General features: G+C 58.5%; 20 protein-coding genes. 13 read left to right on the forward strand and 7 right to left on the reverse strand.

Going from position 1 to position 21,595, the window contains the following annotated elements; translation table 11 throughout:
- Positions 1–9 precede the first annotated feature (9 nt).
- From ACR0AA_RS18255 to ACR0AA_RS18285, 7 genes are all read left to right on the forward strand, one after another.
- A complete protein-coding gene (locus ACR0AA_RS18255) occupies positions 10–927 on the forward strand; it encodes a hypothetical protein (RefSeq protein ID WP_480756603.1) in 918 nt (305 codons plus the stop codon).
- 9 nt (positions 928–936) lie between these two features.
- Positions 937–1,107 (forward strand): hypothetical protein, encoded by a 171-nt coding sequence (locus ACR0AA_RS18260; protein WP_480665437.1) that lies wholly within the window; start codon positions 937–939, stop codon positions 1,105–1,107.
- Positions 1,108–1,271: 164 nt separating this feature from the next.
- Entirely contained in the window at positions 1,272–1,862 is a 591-nt protein-coding gene (gene rimP, locus ACR0AA_RS18265) for a ribosome maturation factor RimP (RefSeq protein ID WP_480575208.1), read from the forward strand.
- Positions 1,862–3,481 (forward strand): transcription termination factor NusA, encoded by a 1,620-nt coding sequence (gene nusA / locus ACR0AA_RS18270; RefSeq protein WP_480665436.1) that lies wholly within the window; start codon positions 1,862–1,864, stop codon positions 3,479–3,481. The genes rimP and nusA overlap by 1 nt, the downstream gene beginning before the upstream one ends.
- A gap of 22 nt (positions 3,482–3,503) precedes the next feature.
- Positions 3,504–4,127: an RNA-binding protein gene (locus ACR0AA_RS18275; RefSeq protein ID WP_480665435.1), complete on the forward strand. Its 624-nt coding sequence runs from the start codon at positions 3,504–3,506 to the stop codon at positions 4,125–4,127.
- 8 nt (positions 4,128–4,135) lie between these two features.
- The gene (gene infB, locus ACR0AA_RS18280) at positions 4,136–6,610 is read left to right on the forward strand and encodes a translation initiation factor IF-2 (RefSeq protein WP_480665434.1); all 2,475 of its coding nucleotides are present in this window, start codon (positions 4,136–4,138) and stop codon (positions 6,608–6,610) included.
- A 290-nt stretch (positions 6,611–6,900) separates the two neighbouring features.
- A complete protein-coding gene (locus tag ACR0AA_RS18285; protein WP_480756608.1) occupies positions 6,901–7,605 on the forward strand; it encodes a class I SAM-dependent methyltransferase in 705 nt (234 codons plus the stop codon).
- A gap of 71 nt (positions 7,606–7,676) precedes the next feature.
- Here ACR0AA_RS18285 and ACR0AA_RS18290 read toward each other — a convergent pair whose 3' ends face one another.
- The 5 genes from ACR0AA_RS18290 to ACR0AA_RS18310 all read right to left on the reverse strand — a co-directional run bounded on the left by ACR0AA_RS18290 (position 7,677) and on the right by ACR0AA_RS18310 (position 12,356).
- Positions 7,677–8,504 (reverse strand): alpha/beta hydrolase, encoded by an 828-nt coding sequence (locus ACR0AA_RS18290; RefSeq protein ID WP_480665432.1) that lies wholly within the window; start codon positions 8,502–8,504, stop codon positions 7,677–7,679.
- 3 nt (positions 8,505–8,507) lie between these two features.
- Entirely contained in the window at positions 8,508–9,392 is an 885-nt protein-coding gene (locus ACR0AA_RS18295) for a tryptophan 2,3-dioxygenase (protein ID WP_480756610.1), read from the reverse strand.
- A 62-nt stretch (positions 9,393–9,454) separates the two neighbouring features.
- Positions 9,455–10,483 (reverse strand): L-threonine 3-dehydrogenase, encoded by a 1,029-nt coding sequence (tdh, locus tag ACR0AA_RS18300; protein WP_480665530.1) that lies wholly within the window; start codon positions 10,481–10,483, stop codon positions 9,455–9,457.
- Between the two features lie 14 nt (positions 10,484–10,497).
- Positions 10,498–11,682: a glycine C-acetyltransferase gene (locus tag ACR0AA_RS18305; protein ID WP_480665430.1), complete on the reverse strand. Its 1,185-nt coding sequence runs from the start codon at positions 11,680–11,682 to the stop codon at positions 10,498–10,500.
- Between the two features lie 110 nt (positions 11,683–11,792).
- Complete coding sequence (locus ACR0AA_RS18310) at positions 11,793–12,356, reverse strand: helix-turn-helix domain-containing protein (protein ID WP_480665429.1); 564 nt, start codon at positions 12,354–12,356, stop codon at positions 11,793–11,795.
- A gap of 118 nt (positions 12,357–12,474) precedes the next feature.
- On the opposite strand from ACR0AA_RS18310, the gene ACR0AA_RS18315 reads away from it, so the two are divergent.
- Positions 12,475–13,650 carry an acetyl-CoA C-acyltransferase family protein gene (locus tag ACR0AA_RS18315; RefSeq protein WP_480756615.1) on the forward strand — a complete coding sequence of 392 codons (1,176 nt, stop codon included), beginning with the start codon at positions 12,475–12,477 and terminating at the stop codon, positions 13,648–13,650.
- 97 nt (positions 13,651–13,747) lie between these two features.
- Here the strand turns inward: ACR0AA_RS18315 and ubiB are convergent, their stop codons facing one another.
- Together ubiB and ubiE are read right to left on the reverse strand one after the other, a co-directional pair.
- Complete coding sequence (gene ubiB / locus ACR0AA_RS18320; protein WP_480665427.1) at positions 13,748–15,277, reverse strand: 2-polyprenylphenol 6-hydroxylase; 1,530 nt, start codon at positions 15,275–15,277, stop codon at positions 13,748–13,750.
- Entirely contained in the window at positions 15,277–16,029 is a 753-nt protein-coding gene (ubiE, locus tag ACR0AA_RS18325) for a bifunctional demethylmenaquinone methyltransferase/2-methoxy-6-polyprenyl-1,4-benzoquinol methylase UbiE (protein WP_480665426.1), read from the reverse strand. Before ubiE ends, ubiB begins: the two co-directional genes overlap by 1 nt.
- Positions 16,030–16,115: 86 nt before the next feature.
- On the opposite strand from ubiE, the gene mutM reads away from it, so the two are divergent.
- The 5 genes from mutM to dnaN all read left to right on the forward strand — a co-directional run bounded on the left by mutM (position 16,116) and on the right by dnaN (position 21,592).
- Positions 16,116–16,967, forward strand: a complete 852-nt coding sequence (gene mutM / locus ACR0AA_RS18330; protein WP_480665425.1) for a bifunctional DNA-formamidopyrimidine glycosylase/DNA-(apurinic or apyrimidinic site) lyase — start codon at positions 16,116–16,118, stop codon at positions 16,965–16,967.
- A gap of 66 nt (positions 16,968–17,033) precedes the next feature.
- The gene (locus tag ACR0AA_RS18335; RefSeq protein WP_480665424.1) at positions 17,034–17,810 is read left to right on the forward strand and encodes an enoyl-CoA hydratase; all 777 of its coding nucleotides are present in this window, start codon (positions 17,034–17,036) and stop codon (positions 17,808–17,810) included.
- A 230-nt stretch (positions 17,811–18,040) separates the two neighbouring features.
- Positions 18,041–18,304, forward strand: coding sequence for a 30S ribosomal protein S20 (gene rpsT, locus ACR0AA_RS18340; protein ID WP_480756618.1), 264 nt, complete (start codon positions 18,041–18,043; stop codon positions 18,302–18,304).
- Between the two features lie 552 nt (positions 18,305–18,856).
- Positions 18,857–20,242, forward strand: coding sequence for a chromosomal replication initiator protein DnaA (gene dnaA, locus ACR0AA_RS18345; RefSeq protein WP_480756621.1), 1,386 nt, complete (start codon positions 18,857–18,859; stop codon positions 20,240–20,242).
- 228 nt (positions 20,243–20,470) lie between these two features.
- Positions 20,471–21,592 carry a DNA polymerase III subunit beta gene (dnaN, locus tag ACR0AA_RS18350; protein ID WP_480665421.1) on the forward strand — a complete coding sequence of 374 codons (1,122 nt, stop codon included), beginning with the start codon at positions 20,471–20,473 and terminating at the stop codon, positions 21,590–21,592.
- Positions 21,593–21,595: the final 3 nt, after the last annotated feature.

The following is a 21,595-nucleotide window of genomic DNA, read 5'->3' on the forward strand; positions in this document are numbered from 1 at the left end:
AGAAGTCCCATGAAGGTCGAAGTATTAAAGAACATAACAATAATCGTTTTATCGGGCGTTCTTGCCTATGTCGCTCTGTTTGCCTTGGAAACGGGCAAAGACGTGACGGTAAAAGTCAGCAAAGACGGCACAATCGTCTTCGATGCCCGCGATGGGCAGTCACTGACCCAACTGCTGGATATCGGGTTTGAAGCTGTTGAGCCAACGCCTGGCGACGACAGCGAAAGCATCGCTCAAAAGACCTCGGATATGCGGGCTTTGACGCGGACATTGCAGTCGCACGGCTACTATTCGGTGGACGATACGGCGTTGGCTGACCGGATACGAGATCTGGAGAAAGATCATCCTTTGTCGGTCCGGCTCCGCGACGTGTTATATGATCTGGAGGGCCCATTCTCTCTGCCGGGAACCTTGCGCGGGGCTGATTCCCGGATGTGGCAAGCAATTGCCGACCTGTATGACGGGCTAAAGGCCGAACCGCATGACGACAGCCAGCTGTTTGCGACGCTCTACACCAACTTCATCGAACAGGAGACCGTATTCAGCCCTTTCAAGCATGAGGTGACGGCCGAAGGCGTATTGCTGTCTCAGACGGATGGAAGCGGCAAACCGATGGTGTTCACCTGTCCGGACAGCTTTCTGAAACAGGGGATCACCGTTCTGGTCAAATCGACAGGTGGTTCATCCAACATCATGCGCCAGTTCACTTTGAACCAAAACGCGGTTTTTCATTCCTGTGCCGCCCGGACTCCGTTCGAGTTTCTTTCGGGGTCGGAAATGAAGCTGGGGTTGAACCGTGCCGCCTTCGATCAGTTGTTCCCACCCAGGTTGGCGCAGTCCGAACAATTATTGGGTAGGGGGACGTTGTCCGTGATCATCTACCCGCGCAACACGCAACCGGCGCTTTTTGCGTCATCGGCGGAATAGGAGCTTGGAATGAAGGGATTCGTTGTTCTGGCCGCTGCCATCTCAGTGTTAACTGTCGCCCCGACCAGTGCCGCAATGGCACAGAGCAGGCAATGCCTTTTTGACGGCGAAGTTTACGAAGACGGGGATCGCGTTGGCCCTTATGTCTGTGACGATGGCGAGTGGATAATCTCGGAATGATATTGTGATTGCTAAAGCGGGTGCTGTGGGCTTGCAATCTCGCATTTGCGCGGCTATATGGCCGTTAACAGCGGCGTGTCGGGCTACGGTCCGGGGCACCACCGGAAAAGATCGACGGGCCGCGCGCCCGTTTTTTTGTGCCCGGTTGAAGGGTAGAGTACCAGATGACAAACGACCTGATAGCCAAAGCGGCCATTGATCGGCGACTGGCCGAGATCATCACCCCCGTGATCGAGGATCTGGGGTATGAGCTGGTCCGTATCCGCCTGATGAGCGGCAAGCAGACCACGCTGCAGATCATGGCAGACAAGCCCGATGGCGGCATCGAAGTGGATGATTGCGCCGAAATCTCGAACGCAGTCAGCGCCACGCTGGATGTCGAGGACCCGATCCTCGACGCCTATACGCTTGAGGTATCCAGCCCCGGTATCGACCGTCCTTTGACGCGCCTCAAAGACTTCGAGACCTTTGAGGGGTATGAGGCCAAGGTTGAAACGGCTGAACTGATCGATGGCCGCCGCCGCTTCAAAGGCGAACTGGCCGGGATCGAAGGGGATGAGGTTCTGATCAATATCCCGGAAGGGGACGAGACGATTACCATCGGTCTTCAATTCGACTGGCTGAGTGATGCCAAGCTGGTCCTGACCGATGACCTGATCAAGGAAATGCTGCGCCAGCGCAAAGACGCCGGTGCCCTGAACGAAAACGCTTTCGACGAGATTGAGACCGAAGGGTCCGAAGAGGAGACGAACTGATGGCAATCACCTCAGCCAACCAGCTGGAGCTGCTGCAGACCGCCGAGGCCGTGGCCCGCGAAAAGATGATCGACCCCGGTCTGGTTGTCGAAGCGATGGAGGAATCGCTCGCCCGCGCCGCCAAGAGCCGCTACGGCGCGGAAATGGACATCCGCGTTTCCATCGACCGCAAGACCGGAAAGGCGACCTTCACCCGCGTCCGCACCGTGGTTGAGGATGAAGAGCTGGAGAACTATCAGTCCGAGATGACCGTCGAGCAAGCCAAGCAGTACATGGAAGCTCCCGAAGTTGGCGATGTCTTCGTCGAAGAGGTTCCGCCGGTTGAAATGGGCCGTATTGCTGCTCAATCCGCCAAGCAGGTGATCCTGCAGAAGGTTCGCGAAGCCGAGCGTGATCGTCAATACGAAGAATTCAAGGATCGCGCGGGCACCATCATCAACGGTGCGGTCAAGCGCGAAGAATTTGGTAATGTCATCGTCGACCTGGGCGGTGCCGAGGCTGTTCTGCGCCGCAATGACAAGATCGGTCGCGAAAGCTATCGCCCGAATGACCGCGTGCGTGCGTACATCAAGGAAGTCCGCCGCGAAGTGCGTGGCCACCAGATCTTCCTGTCGCGCACCGCGCCGGAATTCATGGCCGAGCTGTTCAAGATGGAAGTGCCGGAAATTTATGACGGCATCATTGAGGTCAAAGCTGTGGCCCGTGACCCCGGCTCGCGCGCGAAGATCGCTGTAATTTCTTATGATGGCTCGATCGACCCCGTCGGTGCCTGTGTAGGTATGCGCGGTAGCCGCGTGCAGGCCGTTGTGAACGAGCTGCAGGGTGAAAAGATCGACATCATCCCGTGGAACGAAGATCAGCCGACCTTCCTGGTGAACGCGCTGCAGCCCGCCGAGGTCTCCAAGGTGGTTCTGGACGAAGAAGCCGGCAAGATCGAAGTGGTTGTTCCGGAAGAGCAGCTTTCGCTGGCCATCGGTCGCCGCGGCCAGAACGTGCGTCTGGCCAGCCAGTTGACCGGTCTGGATATCGACATCATGACCGAAGCCGAAGAATCAGCACGTCGTCAGAAGGAATTCGAAGCCCGTACCAAGCTGTTCATGGACAGTCTGGATCTGGACGAGTTCTTCGCGCAGCTGCTGGTCTCGGAAGGGTTCACCAACCTCGAAGAGGTTGCCTATGTCGAGATTGACGAACTTCTGGTCATCGACGGCGTCGACGAAGGCACCGCGCAAGAGCTGCAAACTCGTGCACGCGAGTTCCTTGAGGCTCAGGCCAAGGCCGCACTGGAAAGCGCCCGTTCACTGGGTGCCGAAGACAGCCTTATTGAATTCGAAGGCCTGACACCCCAGATGGTTGAGGCACTGGCCAAGGACGATGTAAAGACTCTGGAAGACTTCGCCACCTGCGCCGACTGGGAACTGGCCGGTGGTTGGACCACGGTCGACGGCCAGCGAATCAAGGATGACGGTGTACTCGAACCATTCGGCGTTTCGCTGGAAGAAGCGCAGGATTTGGTCATGACCGCCCGTGTCATGCTGGGCTGGGTCGATCCGGCTGAGCTGGAACAGGCCGAAGAAGACGTTGACGGTGAAGTTGCCGAAGAGGAGGCCGAGGCCTGATTTCAGGCCTCGGGTGGCGCATATGGGTCGCGGTGGTATCCATAAGGATCGGTCCGAAGGACCTGAACGCAAGTGCATCGCCACGGGCGAAGTTCAACCGAAATTTGGGTTGATCCGCTTTGTGACGGGACCGGACGGTCAGGTCTTTCCGGATGTCGCGGCGAAGCTGCCGGGGCGTGGTGTCTATGTTGCTGCGGATCGCAGCGCCTTGGACAAGGCCGTTGGTAAGAAGCTGTTTGCGCGAGGTTTTAAGGCGCAAGTAAGCGTGCCAAGGGATCTGGCGGATGAAGTGGAACGTCAGGTTGCGCGCCGTGTGATCGAGTTGCTGAGCCTTGCGCGCAAGTCCGGCGATGCGGTCGCCGGATATGAAAAGGTCAAAACGTGGCTGGACCGGGAAGAGGCCCAGGTGCTGATACAGGCCTCTGATGGATCGGGACGCGGCAAGTCGAAACTGAGTACGCCGCATTTCGGAAAATACATCGGTTGGCTGACTGCGGACGAGTTAGGACAGGCATTTGGGCGCCAAACGGTGATTCATGCGGCCTTGGCCTCTGGTGGACTCGCCAAACGTGTTGTAGAGGAAGCGCAGCGCCTGCGTGGCTTGCGCGAAACGGATGACGGCGGCAGGGGCCGCGCGGAAGGGTAAGAAGCTTTATGAGCGATAATGACGGCAAAAAGACATTGGGTCTTCGTGGCGGGGCACGTCCCGGAAATGTGAAACAGAGTTTCAGCCACGGACGCACCAAGAATGTCGTGGTGGAAACCAAACGCAAACGCGTGGTGGTTCCCAAGCCGGGCGCCGGCAAACCGGGTGGCGGAGCAACGCCCTCGGGTGATCCGTCGCGTCGCCCTGCGGGTATCTCTGACGCGGAAATGGCACGCCGGATGAAGGCGTTGCAGGCCGCCAAGGCCCGCGAGGCCGAAGAGGCCGCTGCGCGCGAAGCCGCGGAAAAGGCGCGTGAAGAAGAGCGCGCCCGCCGCCGTGCGGAACAAGAGGCCAAGGAACGCGAACAGCGTGAGGCCGAAGAACGTGCACGCGCCAAGGCCGAAGAAGAAGAACGCAAGCGCAAAGAAGCGGAAGAAGCCGCCAAACACGCTGCTGCAGCGCCTGCACCGGAAGAGCCCAAAGCGGCCCGCACCCCGGCAAGTAAACCTGCACCGGCTGCAACTCCGCGCAAACAGGACCGCGAACGCGAACAGCGTGGTCGTGGCAAGGGTCGTGACGACAACCGTCGCTCGGGCAAGCTGACACTTGGTCAGGCGACCGGTGGCGAAGGCAACCGTCAACGCTCGATGGCGTCGATGAAGCGCAAGCAGGAGCGCGCGCGTCAGAAGGCCATGGGCGGCCCGGTCGAGCGGGAAAAGGTGATCCGCGACGTTCAACTGCCCGAGGCGATCATGGTCTCGGAGCTGGCCAACCGTATGGCCGAGCGTGTGGCTGACGTTGTCAAATCGCTGATGCAGATGGGCATGATGGTCACGCAGAACCAGACCATCGACGCCGATACTGCCGAGCTGATCATCGAAGAATTTGGCCACAAGGTGACTCGCGTCTCTGATTCGGACGTGGAAGACGTCATCAAAGAGGTCGAAGACGACGAAGGCGATCTGCAGCCGCGTCCGCCGGTCATCACCATCATGGGCCACGTTGACCACGGTAAGACCTCGCTACTGGATGCGATCCGCGACGCGCGCGTTGTGGCGGGGGAGGCCGGTGGCATCACCCAGCATATCGGCGCCTATCAGGTGAAAACCGATGGCGGCACCACGCTGACCTTCCTGGACACGCCGGGCCACGCGGCCTTTACGTCGATGCGTTCGCGCGGTGCTCAGGTCACGGATATCGTGGTTCTGGTTGTTGCCGCAGACGACGCGGTGATGCCGCAGACGATCGAGGCGATCAACCACGCGAAAGCGGCCGGTGTGCCGATGATCGTGGCGATCAACAAGGTCGACAAGCCGGATGCAAACCCGGACAAGGTCCGCACCGATCTTCTGCAACACGAAGTGATCGTTGAGAAAATGTCGGGTGAGGTTCAGGACGTCGAAGTGTCCGCCATCACCGGCCAGGGTCTGGACGAGTTGCTGGAAGCCATCGCGCTGCAGGCCGAAATCCTTGAACTGAAAGCCAACCCGAACCGCGCCGCCCAAGGTGCTGTGATCGAAGCACAGCTGGATGTGGGTCGTGGTCCTGTGGCCACCGTTCTGGTTCAGAACGGCACGCTGCATCAGGGTGACATCTTCGTTGTGGGTGAGCAGTACGGTAAGGTTCGTGCGCTGATCAACGACAAAGGCGAACGCGTCAAGGAAGCTGGCCCCTCGGTTCCGGTCGAGGTTCTGGGTCTGAACGGCACGCCCGAGGCCGGTGACGTTCTGAACGTGACCGAGACCGAAGCGCAAGCCCGCGAGATCGCCGAATATCGCGAACAGGCCGCCAAGGACAAACGCGCCGCCGCCGGTGCCGCGACCACACTTGAGCAACTGATGCAGAAGGCCAAGGAAGATGAAAACGTCACCGAGCTGCCGATTCTGATGAAAGCGGACGTGCAAGGGTCCGCCGAAGCCATCGTTCAGGCGATGGAGAAGATCGGCAATGACGAAGTGCGCGTGCGCGTTCTGCACTCGGGTGTTGGTGCGATTACTGAGACAGACGTTGGTCTTGCCGAAGCCTCAGGCGCGCCGATCTTCGGGTTCAACGTCCGTGCCAACGCGTCGGCGCGGAATACCGCGAACCAGAAGGGCGTCGAGATTCGCTACTACTCAGTGATCTATGACCTCGTGGACGACGTGAAAGCCGCCGCTTCCGGCCTGCTGAGCGCCGAGATCCGTGAGAAGTTCATCGGTTACGCAGAGATCCGAGAAGTCTTCAAGGTCACTGGCGTTGGCAAGGTTGCCGGCTGCCTGGTTACCGAAGGCGTTGCCCGCCGTTCCGCAGGCGTCCGTCTGCTGCGCGACAACGTGGTGATCCACGAAGGCACGCTGAAGACGCTGAAGCGCTTCAAGGACGAAGTGGCCGAGGTTCAGTCGGGTCAGGAATGCGGTATGGCGTTCGAAAACTACGACGATATCCGCGCCGGCGACGTAATCGAAATCTTCGAGCGCGAAGAGGTCACACGTACGCTGGACTGATTTGGTACAGCATGGAAACAGAAATAAGCGGCTCTTCGGGGCCGCTTTTTTTGTGGGATACCTACATGCCCCGGCAGTCCGAATCCTTCAAACATTCAGGGTGTTGACCAACGGGCGACGCCTGACCTGCGCGGGGCGAGAATAGCCGAGAAATGTGCTAAGCTTGCAAATGGTGCCGGAAAGGACAGCCGATGGCGGAAGCAGATAGTTTCGCGGCGCTTGAAAAGCGCGAGTGATCGGATGCGCATGTTGCGCGATCCTACGCTCAGACTTTCGCCCGGGCCGCCAACATGGTGGTTCCCCATCTCATCGCGGCAGTTGCATCCGGACCGGGCACCAAATCGCTCGACCTGTGCTGCGGACATGGCAATGTGACCGCTGGACTGGTTCGCGCCGGGGCAAACGCAATTGGTGTCGATTTCTCGCCAGCTATGCTCGCAATGGCGCGGGACGCGGTGCCCGGGGCGCGATTTGTAGAGGGCGACGCGATGGGCCTGGATTTCGATGATGAAGAATTTGACACCGTTACCATCGGGTTCGGCATTCCGCATGTCCCCGATCCTCTGGCGGTCTTTGAAGAGGCCCGTCGCGTTTTGCGCCCCGGGGGAAAACTGGCTTTCTCAGTCTGGTGTGGACCCGAGGTAGATTCCGCGCTCGGGTATGTCTTTGATGCAATTGCAGAGCACGGCCACCCTGATATCACATTACCGCCCGTGCCTGGTGCGAACGACTACGCAGACCCTGCGCTGTCCTTTCCGGCCCTGTCTACCGCCGGGTTTGAGGATTTCTCAATTGTAACGGTCGATTCGATGTGGCGCGTGGACGACCCTGGTGCGCCCTTTGAGTTTTTCGCGAAGGCACCGCGCGCGGGGGGGGCTTGTTGCGCCCGCAGCCGGAAGAATACGCCTCTGCAATCCGCAAGTCTGTCATTGACCGGGTGCTGGAAAAGCATGGAACCGGGCCAATCTGGGATGTGCCGATCCCTTCCGTCGTGACGAAGGCCGTGGCGGCCTAGCCGCTCAGAGAACACTGAAACACGGTTGCGGGTCTTTCGTGCGGTAAAGAATTACTGCGACGCGGGTAGGAAGGTGCCGGGATGCAGGATGATATCGAAATGATGCATGCCCTTTTTCAGGTCGAAACTGACCGAGTGTCCGCCCTTGCGCAGCAATTCCGCATAGTCCCGGCTTTGACGGATGAATTCGGGCGTGTCACGCTCGGCCACTGTCACGTGATAGCGCGAGCCGGGGGTGGGCAGATGCAGGATTGGGGACAGATCATGCACTTCGACTGGGGTCAGTTGCAGAGGGTCGTTTACCGATGTCTGGCTGATAGGCTCTAAGTCATAGATACCACTGATCAGAATCACATCGCGCACGCGTAATCCTGCGCGGGCCAATGCATCGGCCGAGGTCGCCATGACCATTGCCGCCAGATGCGCCCCGGCGCTGTGTCCCGACAGTGTGACGCGGGATGGATCGAACCCCAGATCAGGCGCGTTGGCTGCCAACCACAGTAAGGCGTCGCGGCATTCATCGATCATGTCGCCAATCCGTGCATCCGGGGCCAGCGTGTAATTCAGGGTCGCAAAGGACTGTTCGGCCTCAACCAATGCCGGGGCCATAATCGCCGATTCTCGCTGACTTAGAGCCTGCCAATAGCCGCCGTGAATAAAGACATGCAGCGGCGCGCCCGCACCTTTCGCAGGAAAGAAATCCAATACCTGCGCCGTAGGCTCACCGTACGAGACGTTCCCGATCACCTCCATCTGTGCCCGATGTTGCGCGCTGAGTGCGGCGTAGCTTTCCAGATATGGGGTCAAGTCGCCGCCGATCATCGAACTGGGCGCGTATTCCCGTTCCAACTCGTCCTGAGAAAATCCACGGTACAGCATCACTTACTCCTGTTCGGCATACATCAGTTCGGTGCGCATGTCGTAGAGATCATGGAAGAATCGCAAATCCAAGGCTTTACGTAAGAAGGACACGCCACTGGAACCGCCGGTGCCCGGCTGGTTGCCGATCACGCGTTCCACCGCCGTGACGTGATCAAAGCGCCAACGCTGGAACAGCGATTCTACGTCCATAAGCTTTTCTGCCAGCGCATAAAAATCCCAGTGTTTCTCGGTGTTTTGGAACACCTGAACCCATATTTTCACGATGCGCGGATCGCCGGAATAGGGCTGCGCAAAGTCGCGATCGAGTAGTTCCCGCGGCACGTCAAACCCTTGGCGGGCCAGCATGAACAGCACCTCGTCATACAGCGATGGTTTGGTCAGGGCGGCGTTCAGCATCTCCATGACCTCGGGATCATGTTCATGAACCTTCAGGGTCGAGGCGTCCTTGTTGCCCAGAATGAACTCAATCTGGCGATAGCCATAGCTCTGAAAGCCAGAGGAACTGCCCAAGGCCTGCCGAAAGGTCATGTAGTCGGCGGGGGTCATGGTCAGCAACGTTTCCCACGCGGCGATCAATTGCCGCTGGATCGCCTTGATCCGGTCGAGATTTTTCATCGCCTGACCAAAATCGTCCTGTTGCAGGAACCGGCGCACCTCGAGCAATTGGTGGTGCATCAGTTTCAGCCACAGCTCACTGACCTGATGGATGATGATGAACAACATCTCATCCGGTTGAGCCGGGTCCTGAAAGGTCTTTTGCAGGTTCAGCAGGGTCTTAAGCTGAAGGAAATCGCCATAGCTGTTGCGATGGGCTTCTGCGAAATCGGTAACCAGCGAGTCCTCGATCCCGCGCTCCTGAAACCTGTCTTCTTTTTTGTCACCCATTTGCCCCTCCAACGCCTGAGTTCACCCCTGTTTAGGGGCTGAACCGGCGCAGTTCCAGAGCATCAGGTCCAGTCCAGAACGACCTTGCCGGATTGACCCGATTTCATAGCCGCAAAGCCTTCGGCAAAATCATCGACACCGAAGCGGTGAGTGATCACCCGGCTCACGTCCAGACCGTTCTGCAGCATGGCGATCATCTTGTACCAGGTCTCAAACATCTCTCGGCCGTAAACGCCTTTGATGGTGATTGCCTTGAACACGATACGGGACCAATCGACCGGAGATTTTCCGGGCGGAATGCCCAGCAAAGCGATCTTGCCGCCCATCACAAGCGCCTCGACCATCTGGTCCAGCGCGATTTGCGAACCGGACATTTCAAGGCCAACGTCAAAGCCTTCTTTCATGCCCAGTTCCGCGATCACGTCCTGCAGGTCTTCTTTGCTGACATCGACCGTCCGTACCGTTGGTACCACATGTTCGGCAAGCGTCAGGCGATCGGGGTTGATATCCGTTATTACCACATGCCGGGCGCCGGCATGGCGCGCAACGGCGGCGGCCATGATCCCGATAGGGCCTGCGCCGGTTATCAGAACGTCTTCGCCCAGCAGATCAAAGCTGAGCGCGGTGTGAACGGCGTTGCCCAACGGGTCGAGTATCGCGCCGATCTCATCAGGCACATCATCAGGCAATGGTACTACGTTGAAAGCGGGCAGTTTCAGGTACTGGGCAAAAGCGCCCTGTTCGTTCACGCCGATCCCGCGAGTGCCGGGGTCGAGGTGGAACTTCCCGGCGCGGCTCTGGCGGCTGTCGGTGGTGATCAGATGACCCTCGCCTGAACAGCGCTGACCGATCTCAAGACCGGACACGTTGCGGCCAATCTCGACGATCTCACCTGCGAATTCGTGGCCGGTGATCATCGGGATTGGCACCGTGGCTGCGGCCCACTCATCCCAGTTCCAGATATGAATATCCGTCCCGCAGATGCCGGTTTTGTTGATGCGGATCAGAACTTCGTCCGCGTTGATATCAGGCACCGGGGCCTGGACCATCCACAGGCCTTCCTCAGGCTTGGATTTCTCAAGGGCTTTCATCGTGTTGGGTCGCATCAGATCACTCCCAGTTCCTTGCCGACCTTCCCAAAGGCCGCCAGTGCACGGTCCAATTCGCCTTTTGTTAGAGCCGCATTCATCTGCGTTCTGATCCGCGCTTGCCCGCGCGGGACGACGGGGAAGAAGAAGCCCGAAACATAGACACCCTCATCGAACAGACGGGATGCCATCTCCTGCGCCAGCGTTGCTTCACCCAGCATGACAGGGATGATCGGATGTTCACCCGGCAGCAGGTCGAAGCCCAGCTTCTCAAGCCCCGCGCGCCAGTATTTGGCATTACCGAACAGTTGGGCGCGCAGCATATCGCCCTCTTCGACCAAACGGATCGCCTCAATACCTGCGGCGACGATGGATGGCGGCAGCGAGTTTGAGAACAGATAGGGCCGCGCCCGCTGCCGCAGCAGATCGATCACTGGCTGCGGCCCGGCGATATAACCGCCGATTGCCCCCCCAAGTGCCTTGCCCAAAGTCCCTGTCAGGATGTCCACATCGACACCGAAATGATCCGGTGTGCCCGCGCCGTTTGGCCCCATGAAGCCTGTGGCGTGGCAGTCATCCACCATGACGATGGCGTCGTATTTGTCGGCCAGTTCCCGGATTTTGGGCAGGTTGGCCAGATAGCCGTCCATCGAGAATACACCATCGGTGGCGATCATGATGTGCCGTGCGCCATCCTCGCGCGCCTGTTTCAACCAGGCTTCGAGGTCGTTCATGTCATTGTTCAGATAGCGATAGCGTTTCGCCTTGCACAACCGCACCCCGTCGATGATCGAGGCGTGGTTCAGACTGTCCGAGATGATGGCGTCTTCCGGCCCTAACAAGGGCTCAAACAGTCCGCCATTGGCATCGAAACAGGCGGCGAACAGGATCGAATCGTCCTTGTTCAGGAACCCTGCCAACCTCTGCTCAAGCTCACGGTGAATGTCCTGCGTGCCGCAGATGAAGCGGACCGAGGCCATGCCGAACCCCTTGGGCTCCATCGCGCCTTTGGCGGCGTCTATCAGGGCAGGGTGGTCGGCCAGACCCAGATAGTTGTTGGCGCACAGGTTGATCACCTGTTTGTCGCCCACCGTAATCTCACCGCCCTGAGGCGAGGTGATCATTCGTTCGCGTTTATACAGACCCTCAGATTCGATCTGCGCGAGGGTGTCCGTGATGTGGGACAGGAATGCATCAGCCATGGCGGTCTCCGTTTGTCTGAGTCGCATATCTAACATAACGGACGTAATTCCCAAATGGGGGAATTACAATATACGAGAAAAAAATCCGTGAAGGCGGATTTTTGCCGGCGTCAGGCGTTTTTTACAATCAGGAAGACCCGCGCAGGCCCATTGGCGATGATCGAATGCGCGACATCTGCCGCATAGCGTGCGGTGTCACCCTGCTGCATGTCACTGACAGCAGTTCCAGAGGTCACGCGTACGGCGCCTTCCAGCACAGTCAGTTGCTCTCTTGCTCCACGAGCATGGGGCTGGCTGTTCAGGGCGCCGTCTTTGTCGAATTCAATGTCGTAGACCTCGTGACCACCCGCCTCTTCGGGTGGCGACAGAATGCGAATCCGGCAATTCTGGCCCATGTTGTCGATGCTGGGCACTTCGGATTTCCTGAGAACCTCGATCTGGTCCGCGCTGTTCGCTTCTTCCAGCAGCCCGGCGAAATCGACCTGCAAGGCGCGGGTCAGGTTCCACAGGGTCGAAATCGTCGGGCTGCTTTCGCCCCGTTCGATCTGGCTGACCATGGATCGGGATACACCGCTGAGGTTTGCAACGGCTTCAAGCGACAGGCCCTTGGCGCGGCGTGCCTCTTTCAGGCGAGCAGGCAGGCGTGTCAGGATATCGTCTGAGTTTTCCGTCATGACGGAATCTCATGCGCTTTTGACCTGCGGATGTCAATTCTGCTTGTGACGGTACGTTCCATGGGACAGCCTGATGCCGCAGATGCATAGTTCCGCCAAACCCCAGAGGAGAAGAGACATGAAAGACATCGTGATTCTTGATGGTGCCCGCACCGCGATCGGCACGTTTGGCGGGGCGCTGGCGTCAACCGCACCGATTGATCTTGCAACCGTCGTGACCGAGGCGGCGATGGAGAAGTCCGGGGTCGAGGCGGCCCAGATCGGCAACGTGGTTTTTGGTCATGTCATTAACACCGAACCGCGTGACATGTATTTGTCCCGTGCAGCCGCAAAACAGGCGGGCATTCCGAACGAGACTCCAGCGATGAACGTAAACCGGTTGTGCGGGTCGGGGGCTCAGGCGATTGTTTCCGCCGTGCAGTCACTAATGCTGGGCGATGCAGAGTTCGCCGTGGCTGGCGGCGCGGAAAGCATGTCGCGCAGCCCGTACATCGTTCCTCAGGCGCGCTGGGGTGCCAAAATGGGCGATGTCACGTCTTTGGACATGATGCTGGGCGCGCTGAACTGCCCCTTTGGCACCGGCCATATGGGGGTGACGGCTGAAAACGTGGCTGACGAACATCAGGTCACTCGCGAACAGATGGACGAGTTTGCCCTGACCAGCCAGACCCGCGCAGCAGCGGCCATCGAGTCGGGCTATTTCCAAAGCCAGATCGCCCCGGTTCAGATCAAAGTAAAGCGCGACATGGTCGATTTCATGGTCGACGAGCACCCGAAAAAGACCTCGGTTGAGGCTCTGGCTGGTCTGCGTCCGGCATTCAAGAAAGACGGACGCGTGACTGCCGGTAACGCGTCGGGGATCAATGACGGTGCGGCAGCGATGGTACTCGCTACGGCGGAGGCTGCGGAAAAAGCGGGTCTTAAACCCAAGGCGCGCATTCTGGGTTATGGCCACGCAGGTGTCCGCCCCGAGGTCATGGGGATCGGACCGGTGCCCGCCGTGCAGAACCTTATGGCGCGTACTGGCCTGACCGTGGACGACTTTGACGTGATTGAAAGCAACGAAGCCTTCGCTTCTCAGGCATTGGCTGTGAACAAAGAGCTGGGTTTGGACGCCGGCAAGGTGAATCCGAACGGTGGCGCGATCGCCTTGGGTCATCCGGTCGGAGCGACGGGCGCGATCATCACATTGAAGGCGCTGTATGAGTTGGAGCGCATTGGTGGATCCAAAGGGTTGGTCACCATGTGCATCGGCGGCGGACAGGGTATTGCCATCGCGTTCGAGCGGCTCTGATCCCCACCGGAGCAGGGGGGCTGTCTGCCCCCCATCGCGCCTTGGGCGCGATTCCCCCCGAGGATATTTTTAGCCAGATGAAGCTGACGAATAGGGTTTAGGTGAAGGCTGCCAGGATCAGAACAATTGCGGCTCCGGCGGCGGCCCCGATGGTTGCGGGCAGAATGGTTGCCGAAATTCCTTTGTTCTGGGCATCGTCTTTCTGCGTCTGAGCGATCAGCGCATTCTCCACCAAAGCAGGCAAGCGGGGGCCAAAGCGGGCCAATACCATGGCCGTTTTGCCAAAATCCCGCAGAGCCGCGCGGGGGCCGATGGATTGCTTGATGTAATCCTCGACAACCGGTCGGGCGACTTCCCAGATGTTGATGTGCGAATCCAGTGACCGCGCGACACCTTCGACAACCACCATTGTGCGTTGCAGCAGGATCAACTCGGTCCGGGTTTCCATGCCAAACCGTTCGGTCACTTCGAACAGGTAGTTCAGCAGGCGGCCCATTGAGATATGGGTCGCGTCCATGCCAAAGATGGGCTCACCGACCGCGCGCAGAGCGCGGGCGAATTCATCGACATCCTGATTTGCCGGGACGTAGCCCGCTTCGAAATGCACCTCGGCCACGCGTTTGTAGTCGCGACGGATAAAGCCAAAGAGGATCTCGGCGTAAACGCGGCGGGTGTATTCGTCGATATGGCCCATGATGCCGTAGTCGTAGGCAATGATGTCACCGTTTGCCGCGACCTTCAGGTTCCCCTGATGCATGTCGGCGTGGAAAAACCCATCGCGCAGCGCGTGCAACAGGAACAGGCGCAGGACGCGTTCCGCCAAGTCGGGGCGATTATGCCCGGCAGCGTCCAACGCGGCGTTGTCACCCAGCGGAATACCGTCGGCCCAGCTAAGCGTCATCACGCGGCGGGCCGACAGGGACCAGACCACAGGCGGCAGCCAGAACCCGGTATCATTCTTTGTGTTGGCCGCATATTCAGACGCGGCAGCGCTTTCCAGACGAAGGTCCAATTCGCCACGTACGACCCCGTCGAAATGTTCAATTACCTCCATCGGCCGCAAGCGACGCGCGCCGGGCGCGAACAACTGAACGATGCGGGCGGCGAAATAGAACGCGTCGACATCCTTGCGGAAGGCGCGCTCGATTCCCGGACGCAGGACCTTGACGGCCACGTCCTCGCCGGTGCTGACCAGTTTGGCCTTATGGACCTGAGCAATCGAGGCCGCAGCGATGGGGTCGCTGAACTCGCTGAACATCTCGGAAACCGGCTGGCCCAGTTCCTTTTCGACTTCGGCCATCGCTTCGGCCCGTGAGAATGGAGGCAGTTTGTCCTGCAACACGCGCAGCTGTTCGGCCAGTTCATTGCCGACCACGTCGGGCCGGGTCGACAGAACTTGGCCAAACTTAATATAGGCAGGTCCCAGCGCCGTCAGTGCCCGAGTGGCGGGCGGCATGTCGGGATCGCCTTTATAGCCCAGCCATTGGAACGGCTTGCCCAAGGCATGCGCCAAAAAACGTATCGTGCGAGGAGCCTCGAACGCGTCCAGCACAACGTTCATGGCGCCTGTGCGCTCGAGAGTGGCGCCTGTCCGGATCAGGCGAATGATGTTGTGAGGGCCGCGCATCAGATTTTCCAGCCGGAATGCAGCGCGGCGATGCCCATGCTCAGGTTGCGGTACTTGGCGTTTTCAAAACCTGCGGCCCGCACCATTCCCAGGAAAGTTTCCTGATCGGGGAACTTACGGATCGATTCGACCAGGTACTGATAGCTGTCATAGTCATTGGCGATCAACTTGCCCATGCGCGGGATGACGTTGAAGCTGTAGAGGTCATAGAGCTTTTGCAACCCGTCATTGGGCAGCTGGCTGAACTCCAACACCATCAGGCGGCCACCGGGTTTCAGGACTCGAAATGCCTCATTCAGTGCCTCTTGCGGGCGAGTCACGTTCCGGATGCCGAATGAAATCGTGTAGACGTCAAACGTGTTGTCGTCGAAGGGCAGCGACATGGCATCGCCAACCACCCAGTTTAGGCTGTCGACCATCTGGTCGGCTTCGGCGCGTTGGCGGCCTTCGATCAGCATGGGTTCGGTCAGGTCCAGAACCGTGGCATGGCCATAGCCTGCGCGTTTCAGGAACCGGAACGAGATGTCTCCGGTGCCACCCGCCACATCCAGCAGGCGTTGACCGGGGCGCGGCGCAAGCCAGTCCATCATCGCGTCTTTCCAGACCCGGTGAATGCCCATCGACATGACATCGTTCATCACGTCGTATTTCGAGGCGACCGAGTTGAACACGCCCTGCACGCGCCCGGCCTTTTCTGCCTCGCGCACGGTTTCAAACCCGAAATGAGTGGTCTTGTCGCTGTTGTCGGACATTTGCCTTGCCGTTTGTCGAATTTCGCCTCTGTTATAGGGCTCTGGAACCGGGGCACAATGCGGCCCTTTGAATTAGGAGCCCTCAAATGCCCGAATTGCCCGAGGTCGAGACAGTAAGACGCGGCCTGAGCCCCGCGATGGAGGGTGTGGTGATCGAACGTGCCGACGTGAATCGCCCCGATCTGCGCTGGCCCTTCCCTGATCGGATGGCCGAGCGGTTGACCGGGCAGACGGTTCAGCGATTGCGCCGGCGGTCGAAGTACATTCTTGCCGATCTCAGCAGCGGTGAAACATTGCTGATTCACCTCGGGATGTCAGGCCGGATGACCGTATCCGGAGATCCGCTGGGGCAATTCGTGCATGAACATCCGATGCCGGAAAAACATGACCATGTGGTCTTTCACATGGCCAATGGCGCGCGGGTTACATTCAATGATCCACGCCGGTTCGGTGCAATGGACCTGTTGCAAACGGCCACGGCGGATGATCACAAGCTGCTTTCGGTTCTTGGGCCCGAGCCCCTGGGTAACGATTTTCACGAGCAACACCTGATTGATGCGTTTCGCGGCAAGAACACTCCGGTCAAATCTGCGCTTCTGGATCAGGGAATCGTTGCTGGATTAGGGAATATCTACGTCTGTGAGGCGCTTTATCGCGGCCGAGTGTCGCCACGTCGCAAAGCCGGGCAGATTTCTTCAACGCGCGTTGCAGCTTTGGTTCCCATCATCAGAAAAGTGCTGCAGGACGCCATCGAAGCGGGTGGCTCATCCCTGCGCGATTTCCGCCAAGCCGATGGAGAACTTGGATATTTTCAGCACAGCTTCGACGTGTATGGCCGCGAGGATGAGCCGTGCCGGACCGAGGGCTGCGGTGCCCCGATCAAGAGAATCACCCAGTCCGGTCGCTCATCCTTCTATTGTGCGCAATGCCAAAGATAACTTGATCCAGCGAATTCGCGTGATAAGGAATCGTACCTGAACGGAACAACCGGAAGCTTTCACCTCATGGCTTTTGAGACGATCATCGTCGAAATCGAAGACCACGTCGCCCTTATCAAGCTCGACAGACCCGACGCGCTGAATGCGCTGAATTCACAGCTGGCTCAGGAACTGTGCACCGCATTGGAAGATGCGGATACCAATGACAAAGTGCGCTGCATTGTCATTACCGGTTCGGACAAGGCGTTCGCGGCAGGTGCGGACATCAAGGAAATGTCCGAGATGAGCTTTGTGGACGTCTACAGCTCGAACCTGTTTGGTGATCTGAATGACCGTGTCTGCGCGATCCGCAAGCCGATCATCGCGGCCGTTGCAGGCTATGCGCTGGGTGGCGGGTGCGAGTTGGCGATGCTGTGCGACTTCATCATCGCTGCCGATACGGCCAAGTTCGGTCAACCCGAGATCAACCTTGGCGTTATTGCAGGGCTGGGCGGCAGCCAGCGTCTGACCCGCTTTGTCGGTAAGTCCAAATCCATGGACATGAACCTGACCGGCCGCTTCATGGACGCCGAAGAGGCGGAGCGTTCTGGCCTTGTCAGCCGCGTCGTTCCCGCCAAAAAGCTGATGGACGAGGCGATGGGTGCGGCCCAGAAGATCGCCGAGAAGTCCCAGCTGAGCACAATGGCGGCCAAAGAGGCCGTGAACCGCAGCTATGAGCTGCCGCTCAGCGAAGGGATGCTGTTTGAACGTCGCGTGTTCCACTCGATGTTTGCGACCGAGGATCAGAAGGAAGGCATGGCCGCGTTCCTGGAAAAACGGGCTGCTCAGTTCCGCGACAAATAAGCGGTGCCCTGATCGGATAGGAACAGGCGGGTCTTTGCCCGCCTTTTTAATACCTGCCATGTGTCTCAAAAGAATCGGCTTGGCAAATCTGGCCAACTTGGGTAGTAAGCGCCGCTATACATGCGCGTGCGGCCCGCTTGGCCCGACTCACACTCGTGATTTCTGATCCGGTGCGGATATTCCGTGGCGCGCTTCCCTAGATAACGTACCGAACCAAAGGTCAGAGACACATGGCAAATTCGCCCCAGGCTAAAAAGCGCGCTCGTCAGAACGAGAAGCGTTTCGCAATCAACAAAGCACGTCGTTCGCGCATCCGTACCTACCTGCGTAAAGTAGAAGAAGCGATCGCATCCGGCGACAAAGACGCTGCAACCGCAGCTCTACGCGTAGCTCAGCCCGAACTGATGCGCGGCGTTACAAAAGGCGTTTTCCACAAGAACACCGCGTCGCGTAAAATGTCGCGCTTGTCGGCTCGTGTAAAAGCGCTGGGCTAAGACTCCGAGTTGACCTTGGGTCAACTATCTAAAGCTCAATTGCCAAAAAAGCGTCACAATTCGTGGCGCTTTTTTTTTGCTGTTGCCTGAATGCCGCGCCTTCACAAATCTGAGAGATTCTTTCGGCCAAAGACGCGAGTCAACATCAGAGTTTCGTTGCCGGGAACCGCAGCCTCTTGTTACCACTGATACAGCGATTCACTCGCTTGGGGGGACAGGCTGTTCCAGCGACCGAACTGACGGGCATCAGGGAGGTCAGGGACGAATGTTGGCAACTGGACGAATTTAGTTTGCTGATCTGCTATGGTCTTTGGGTAACCAAGGAACCAAGCCCTGTCGAAAATGAGATTGCGATGCGCAACCCTGATTCAAGGGCGTTCCTGATATGGAATGCCGGCGGACTTGGCAGTGCAGGCATTCGACAAAAAAACCCGCCAAACTTTTGCAGTTTGGTGAAGGGTATCCCTGTGCGTTTGAGTGCTCAAACCGGGCGACCGGAACATAGTAATAAGGCCGACAGGCCAATAAAGAATGGGATGCGTGAGGCGCTTAATGACACAAGAGAAATGGGGACTACTACGTAACAAGTTGCTCAGAGCGATCGGCCGAAACAACTACACGACCTGGATCGAGCCTCTTGAATTCCAAGAGTTGCAGGACGGGGTGGCAGTGTTTTCGGTACCGACCAATTTCATGGGCAACTATGTTAGTCAAAACTTTGCGGATCTCATCCTGTATGAGATGAACACCGCAGGGGAATCGGTGCAGCGCCTGGCCTTTCGCGTCGCCGCCAACTCACCGGCGCGTCCCAAGGTCGAATCCGTGCCCGAGCCAACCGTGACGCCGGATGCAGCCCCAGCGCCGCAGGTCGATTCTGCCAATGATGCGCTGGAATCCCTGCAAGCGGCACCTCTGGATGCCCGCTTTACCTTTGACAGCTTTGTTGTCGGCAAGCCTAACGAACTGGCCCATGCTGCTGCGCGCCGCGTATCCGAGGGCGGTCCGGTGACGTTCAATCCGCTGGTTCTGTATGGCGGTGTTGGTCTGGGTAAGACACACCTGATGCATGCGATCGCCTGGGAACTGAAAACCAAGCGCCCTGAGCTGAATGTGCTCTACCTGTCGGCGGAACAATTCATGTACCGGTTCGTACAGGCCCTGCGCGAACGTCGGATGATGGATTTCAAACACCTGTTCCGCTCGGTCGATGTTCTGATGGTCGATGACGTGCAGTTCATCGCAGGCAAGGATTCGACTCAGGAAGAATTCTTCCACACGTTCAACGCGCTGGTGGATCAGAACAAACAGATCATCATCTCGGCCGACCGCGCGCCCGGTGAGATCAAGGATCTTGAGGATCGTGTAAAATCCCGCCTGCAATGCGGTCTGGTCGTTGACCTGCATCCGACCGACTACGAACTGCGTCTGGGCATCCTGCAGAACAAGGTACAGCAATACAGCAGCACGTATCCTGACCTGACTATTGCAGATGGCGTCCTGGAATTCCTGGCCCATCGCATCTCGACCAACGTCCGTGTCCTTGAGGGTGCGCTGACCCGGCTGTTCGCTTTTGCTTCGCTGGTGGGTCGCGAGATCGACATGGAGCTGACGCAGGATTGTCTGGCCGATGTGCTGCGCGCGTCCGAGCGCAAGATCACCGTCGAAGAGATTCAGCGCAAGGTTTCGGACTATTACAACATCCGGCTGTCGGACATCATCGGTCCCAAGCGTCTGCGATCTTATGCCCGTCCGCGTCAGGTTGCGATGTATCTGTGCAAACAGCTGACCAGCCGGTCCTTGCCCGAGATTGGTCGCCGCTTTGGTGGTCGCGACCACACCACCGTCATGCATGGCGTCAAGCGCATCGAAGAACTGAAGACCACGGATGGTCAGATCGCGGAGGACGTGGAAATGCTGCGTCGGTCGCTGGAAGCCTGAGTTTCATCCCCTACCACTCAGGAAACGCCCCGGACCCTCACGCCCGGGGCGTTTTTTGTGCGCTATTGTCCACGGTTGCACAGGAACTGTGCTCGACTGGCCACGCGCCCCTTGACCCTTTGGGCATTCCGACCCAGAAAACCATAAAAAATCCTTGTGCCTCAGGGTGGAACCGCTAACGTGCCAGTCCCCACCCATTTCGGCACGCAAGTCAGAGGAATTAAGGGTATGAAGATCAGCATCGAACGCGGCACCCTTCTCAAGGCCGTTTCCCAGGCCCAATCTGTTGTCGAACGTCGCAACACCATTCCCATACTTGCCAACGTGTTAATTGAGGCCGAAGGCGACCAGGCGCTGTTTCGCGCGACCGATCTAGATATCGAGGTTGTCGACAAGGCGCCTGCTCAGGTCGAAAAGGCAGGGGCTACAACGGTTGCCGCAACGACGCTGCACGAAATCGTCCGCAAACTGCCGGACGGAGCGCTTGTTACGCTGACCGCCGACAGCGCGGCCGGTCGTTTGACGGTTGAAGCGGGCCGGTCGAATTTCTCTCTGGCGACCCTACCGAAAGAAGATTTCCCGGTGATGGCGTCCTCGGAATACCAGTCGAACTTCACCGCCTCGGCCGCACTGCTTCGCCGACTGTTCGACAAATCGAAATTCGCCATTTCGACCGAAGAGACGCGGTACTACCTGAACGGTGTCTACATGCATGTCGCCGACGGATCCGAAGGCGGTAAGGTCCTGCGCTGTGTAGCGACCGATGGTCACCGTCTGGCCCGTATCGATGCGGACCTGCCCGATGGTGCGGCGGACATGCCTGGCGTGATCGTGCCGCGCAAAACCGTGGGTGAACTGCGCAAACTGCTGGACGATGACGAGATGGATATCGCCGTCTCGGTCAGCGAAACCAAGGTCCGTTTTGCAACGCCCGATATTACGCTGACCTCCAAAGTCATCGACGGCACCTTCCCCGACTACACGCGCGTTATCCCACAGGGCAACACGCGGCAGCTGGAAGTGGACGCCGCGGAATTCGCACAGGCCGTGGATCGCGTTGCGACAGTGTCTTCCGAGCGGTCACGCGCTGTGAAGCTGCAGCTGGATGCTGACAAGTTGGTGCTTTCGGTGAATGCACCTGACAGCGGCGCGGCTGAAGAAGAACTGGCTGTGGCGTATAATGACGAGCGGCTGGAGATTGGGTTCAACGCCAAGTATCTGCTGGAGATTGCGTCGCAGGTGGATCGCGAGAACGCGGTATTCCTATTCAATTCGGCCGGTGATCCGACGCTGATGCGTGAAGGTAACGATCAGAGCGCGGTTTACGTGGTCATGCCGATGCGCGTCTGATCG

Source organism: Ruegeria sp. CE8 (assembly GCF_056537465.1).

Bases quoted from the DNA above. Each gene is read 5' to 3' on its own strand.
- ubiB (WP_480665427.1), bottom strand. From the start codon at position 15,277: ATGCGCGGCCCTCACAACATCATTCGCCTGATCCGGACAGGCGCCACT.
- rimP (WP_480575208.1), top strand. From the start codon at position 1,272: ATGACAAACGACCTGATAGCCAAAGCGGCCATTGATCGGCGACTGGCC.
- infB (WP_480665434.1), top strand. From the start codon at position 4,136: ATGAGCGATAATGACGGCAAAAAGACATTGGGTCTTCGTGGCGGGGCA.
- ACR0AA_RS18285 (WP_480756608.1), top strand. From the start codon at position 6,901: ATGGTGGTTCCCCATCTCATCGCGGCAGTTGCATCCGGACCGGGCACC.
- ACR0AA_RS18260 (WP_480665437.1), top strand. From the start codon at position 937: ATGAAGGGATTCGTTGTTCTGGCCGCTGCCATCTCAGTGTTAACTGTC.
- tdh (WP_480665530.1), bottom strand. From the start codon at position 10,483: ATGAAAGCCCTTGAGAAATCCAAGCCTGAGGAAGGCCTGTGGATGGTC.
- mutM (WP_480665425.1), top strand. From the start codon at position 16,116: ATGCCCGAATTGCCCGAGGTCGAGACAGTAAGACGCGGCCTGAGCCCC.
- ACR0AA_RS18295 (WP_480756610.1), bottom strand. From the start codon at position 9,392: ATGGGTGACAAAAAAGAAGACAGGTTTCAGGAGCGCGGGATCGAGGAC.
- ACR0AA_RS18315 (WP_480756615.1), top strand. From the start codon at position 12,475: ATGAAAGACATCGTGATTCTTGATGGTGCCCGCACCGCGATCGGCACG.
- nusA (WP_480665436.1), top strand. From the start codon at position 1,862: ATGGCAATCACCTCAGCCAACCAGCTGGAGCTGCTGCAGACCGCCGAG.
- ACR0AA_RS18305 (WP_480665430.1), bottom strand. From the start codon at position 11,682: ATGGCTGATGCATTCCTGTCCCACATCACGGACACCCTCGCGCAGATC.
- ACR0AA_RS18335 (WP_480665424.1), top strand. From the start codon at position 17,034: ATGGCTTTTGAGACGATCATCGTCGAAATCGAAGACCACGTCGCCCTT.
- dnaN (WP_480665421.1), top strand. From the start codon at position 20,471: ATGAAGATCAGCATCGAACGCGGCACCCTTCTCAAGGCCGTTTCCCAG.
- ACR0AA_RS18290 (WP_480665432.1), bottom strand. From the start codon at position 8,504: ATGCTGTACCGTGGATTTTCTCAGGACGAGTTGGAACGGGAATACGCG.
- dnaA (WP_480756621.1), top strand. From the start codon at position 18,857: ATGACACAAGAGAAATGGGGACTACTACGTAACAAGTTGCTCAGAGCG.
- ACR0AA_RS18310 (WP_480665429.1), bottom strand. From the start codon at position 12,356: ATGACGGAAAACTCAGACGATATCCTGACACGCCTGCCTGCTCGCCTG.
- ubiE (WP_480665426.1), bottom strand. From the start codon at position 16,029: ATGTCCGACAACAGCGACAAGACCACTCATTTCGGGTTTGAAACCGTG.
- rpsT (WP_480756618.1), top strand. From the start codon at position 18,041: ATGGCAAATTCGCCCCAGGCTAAAAAGCGCGCTCGTCAGAACGAGAAG.
- ACR0AA_RS18275 (WP_480665435.1), top strand. From the start codon at position 3,504: ATGGGTCGCGGTGGTATCCATAAGGATCGGTCCGAAGGACCTGAACGC.
- ACR0AA_RS18255 (WP_480756603.1), top strand. From the start codon at position 10: ATGAAGGTCGAAGTATTAAAGAACATAACAATAATCGTTTTATCGGGC.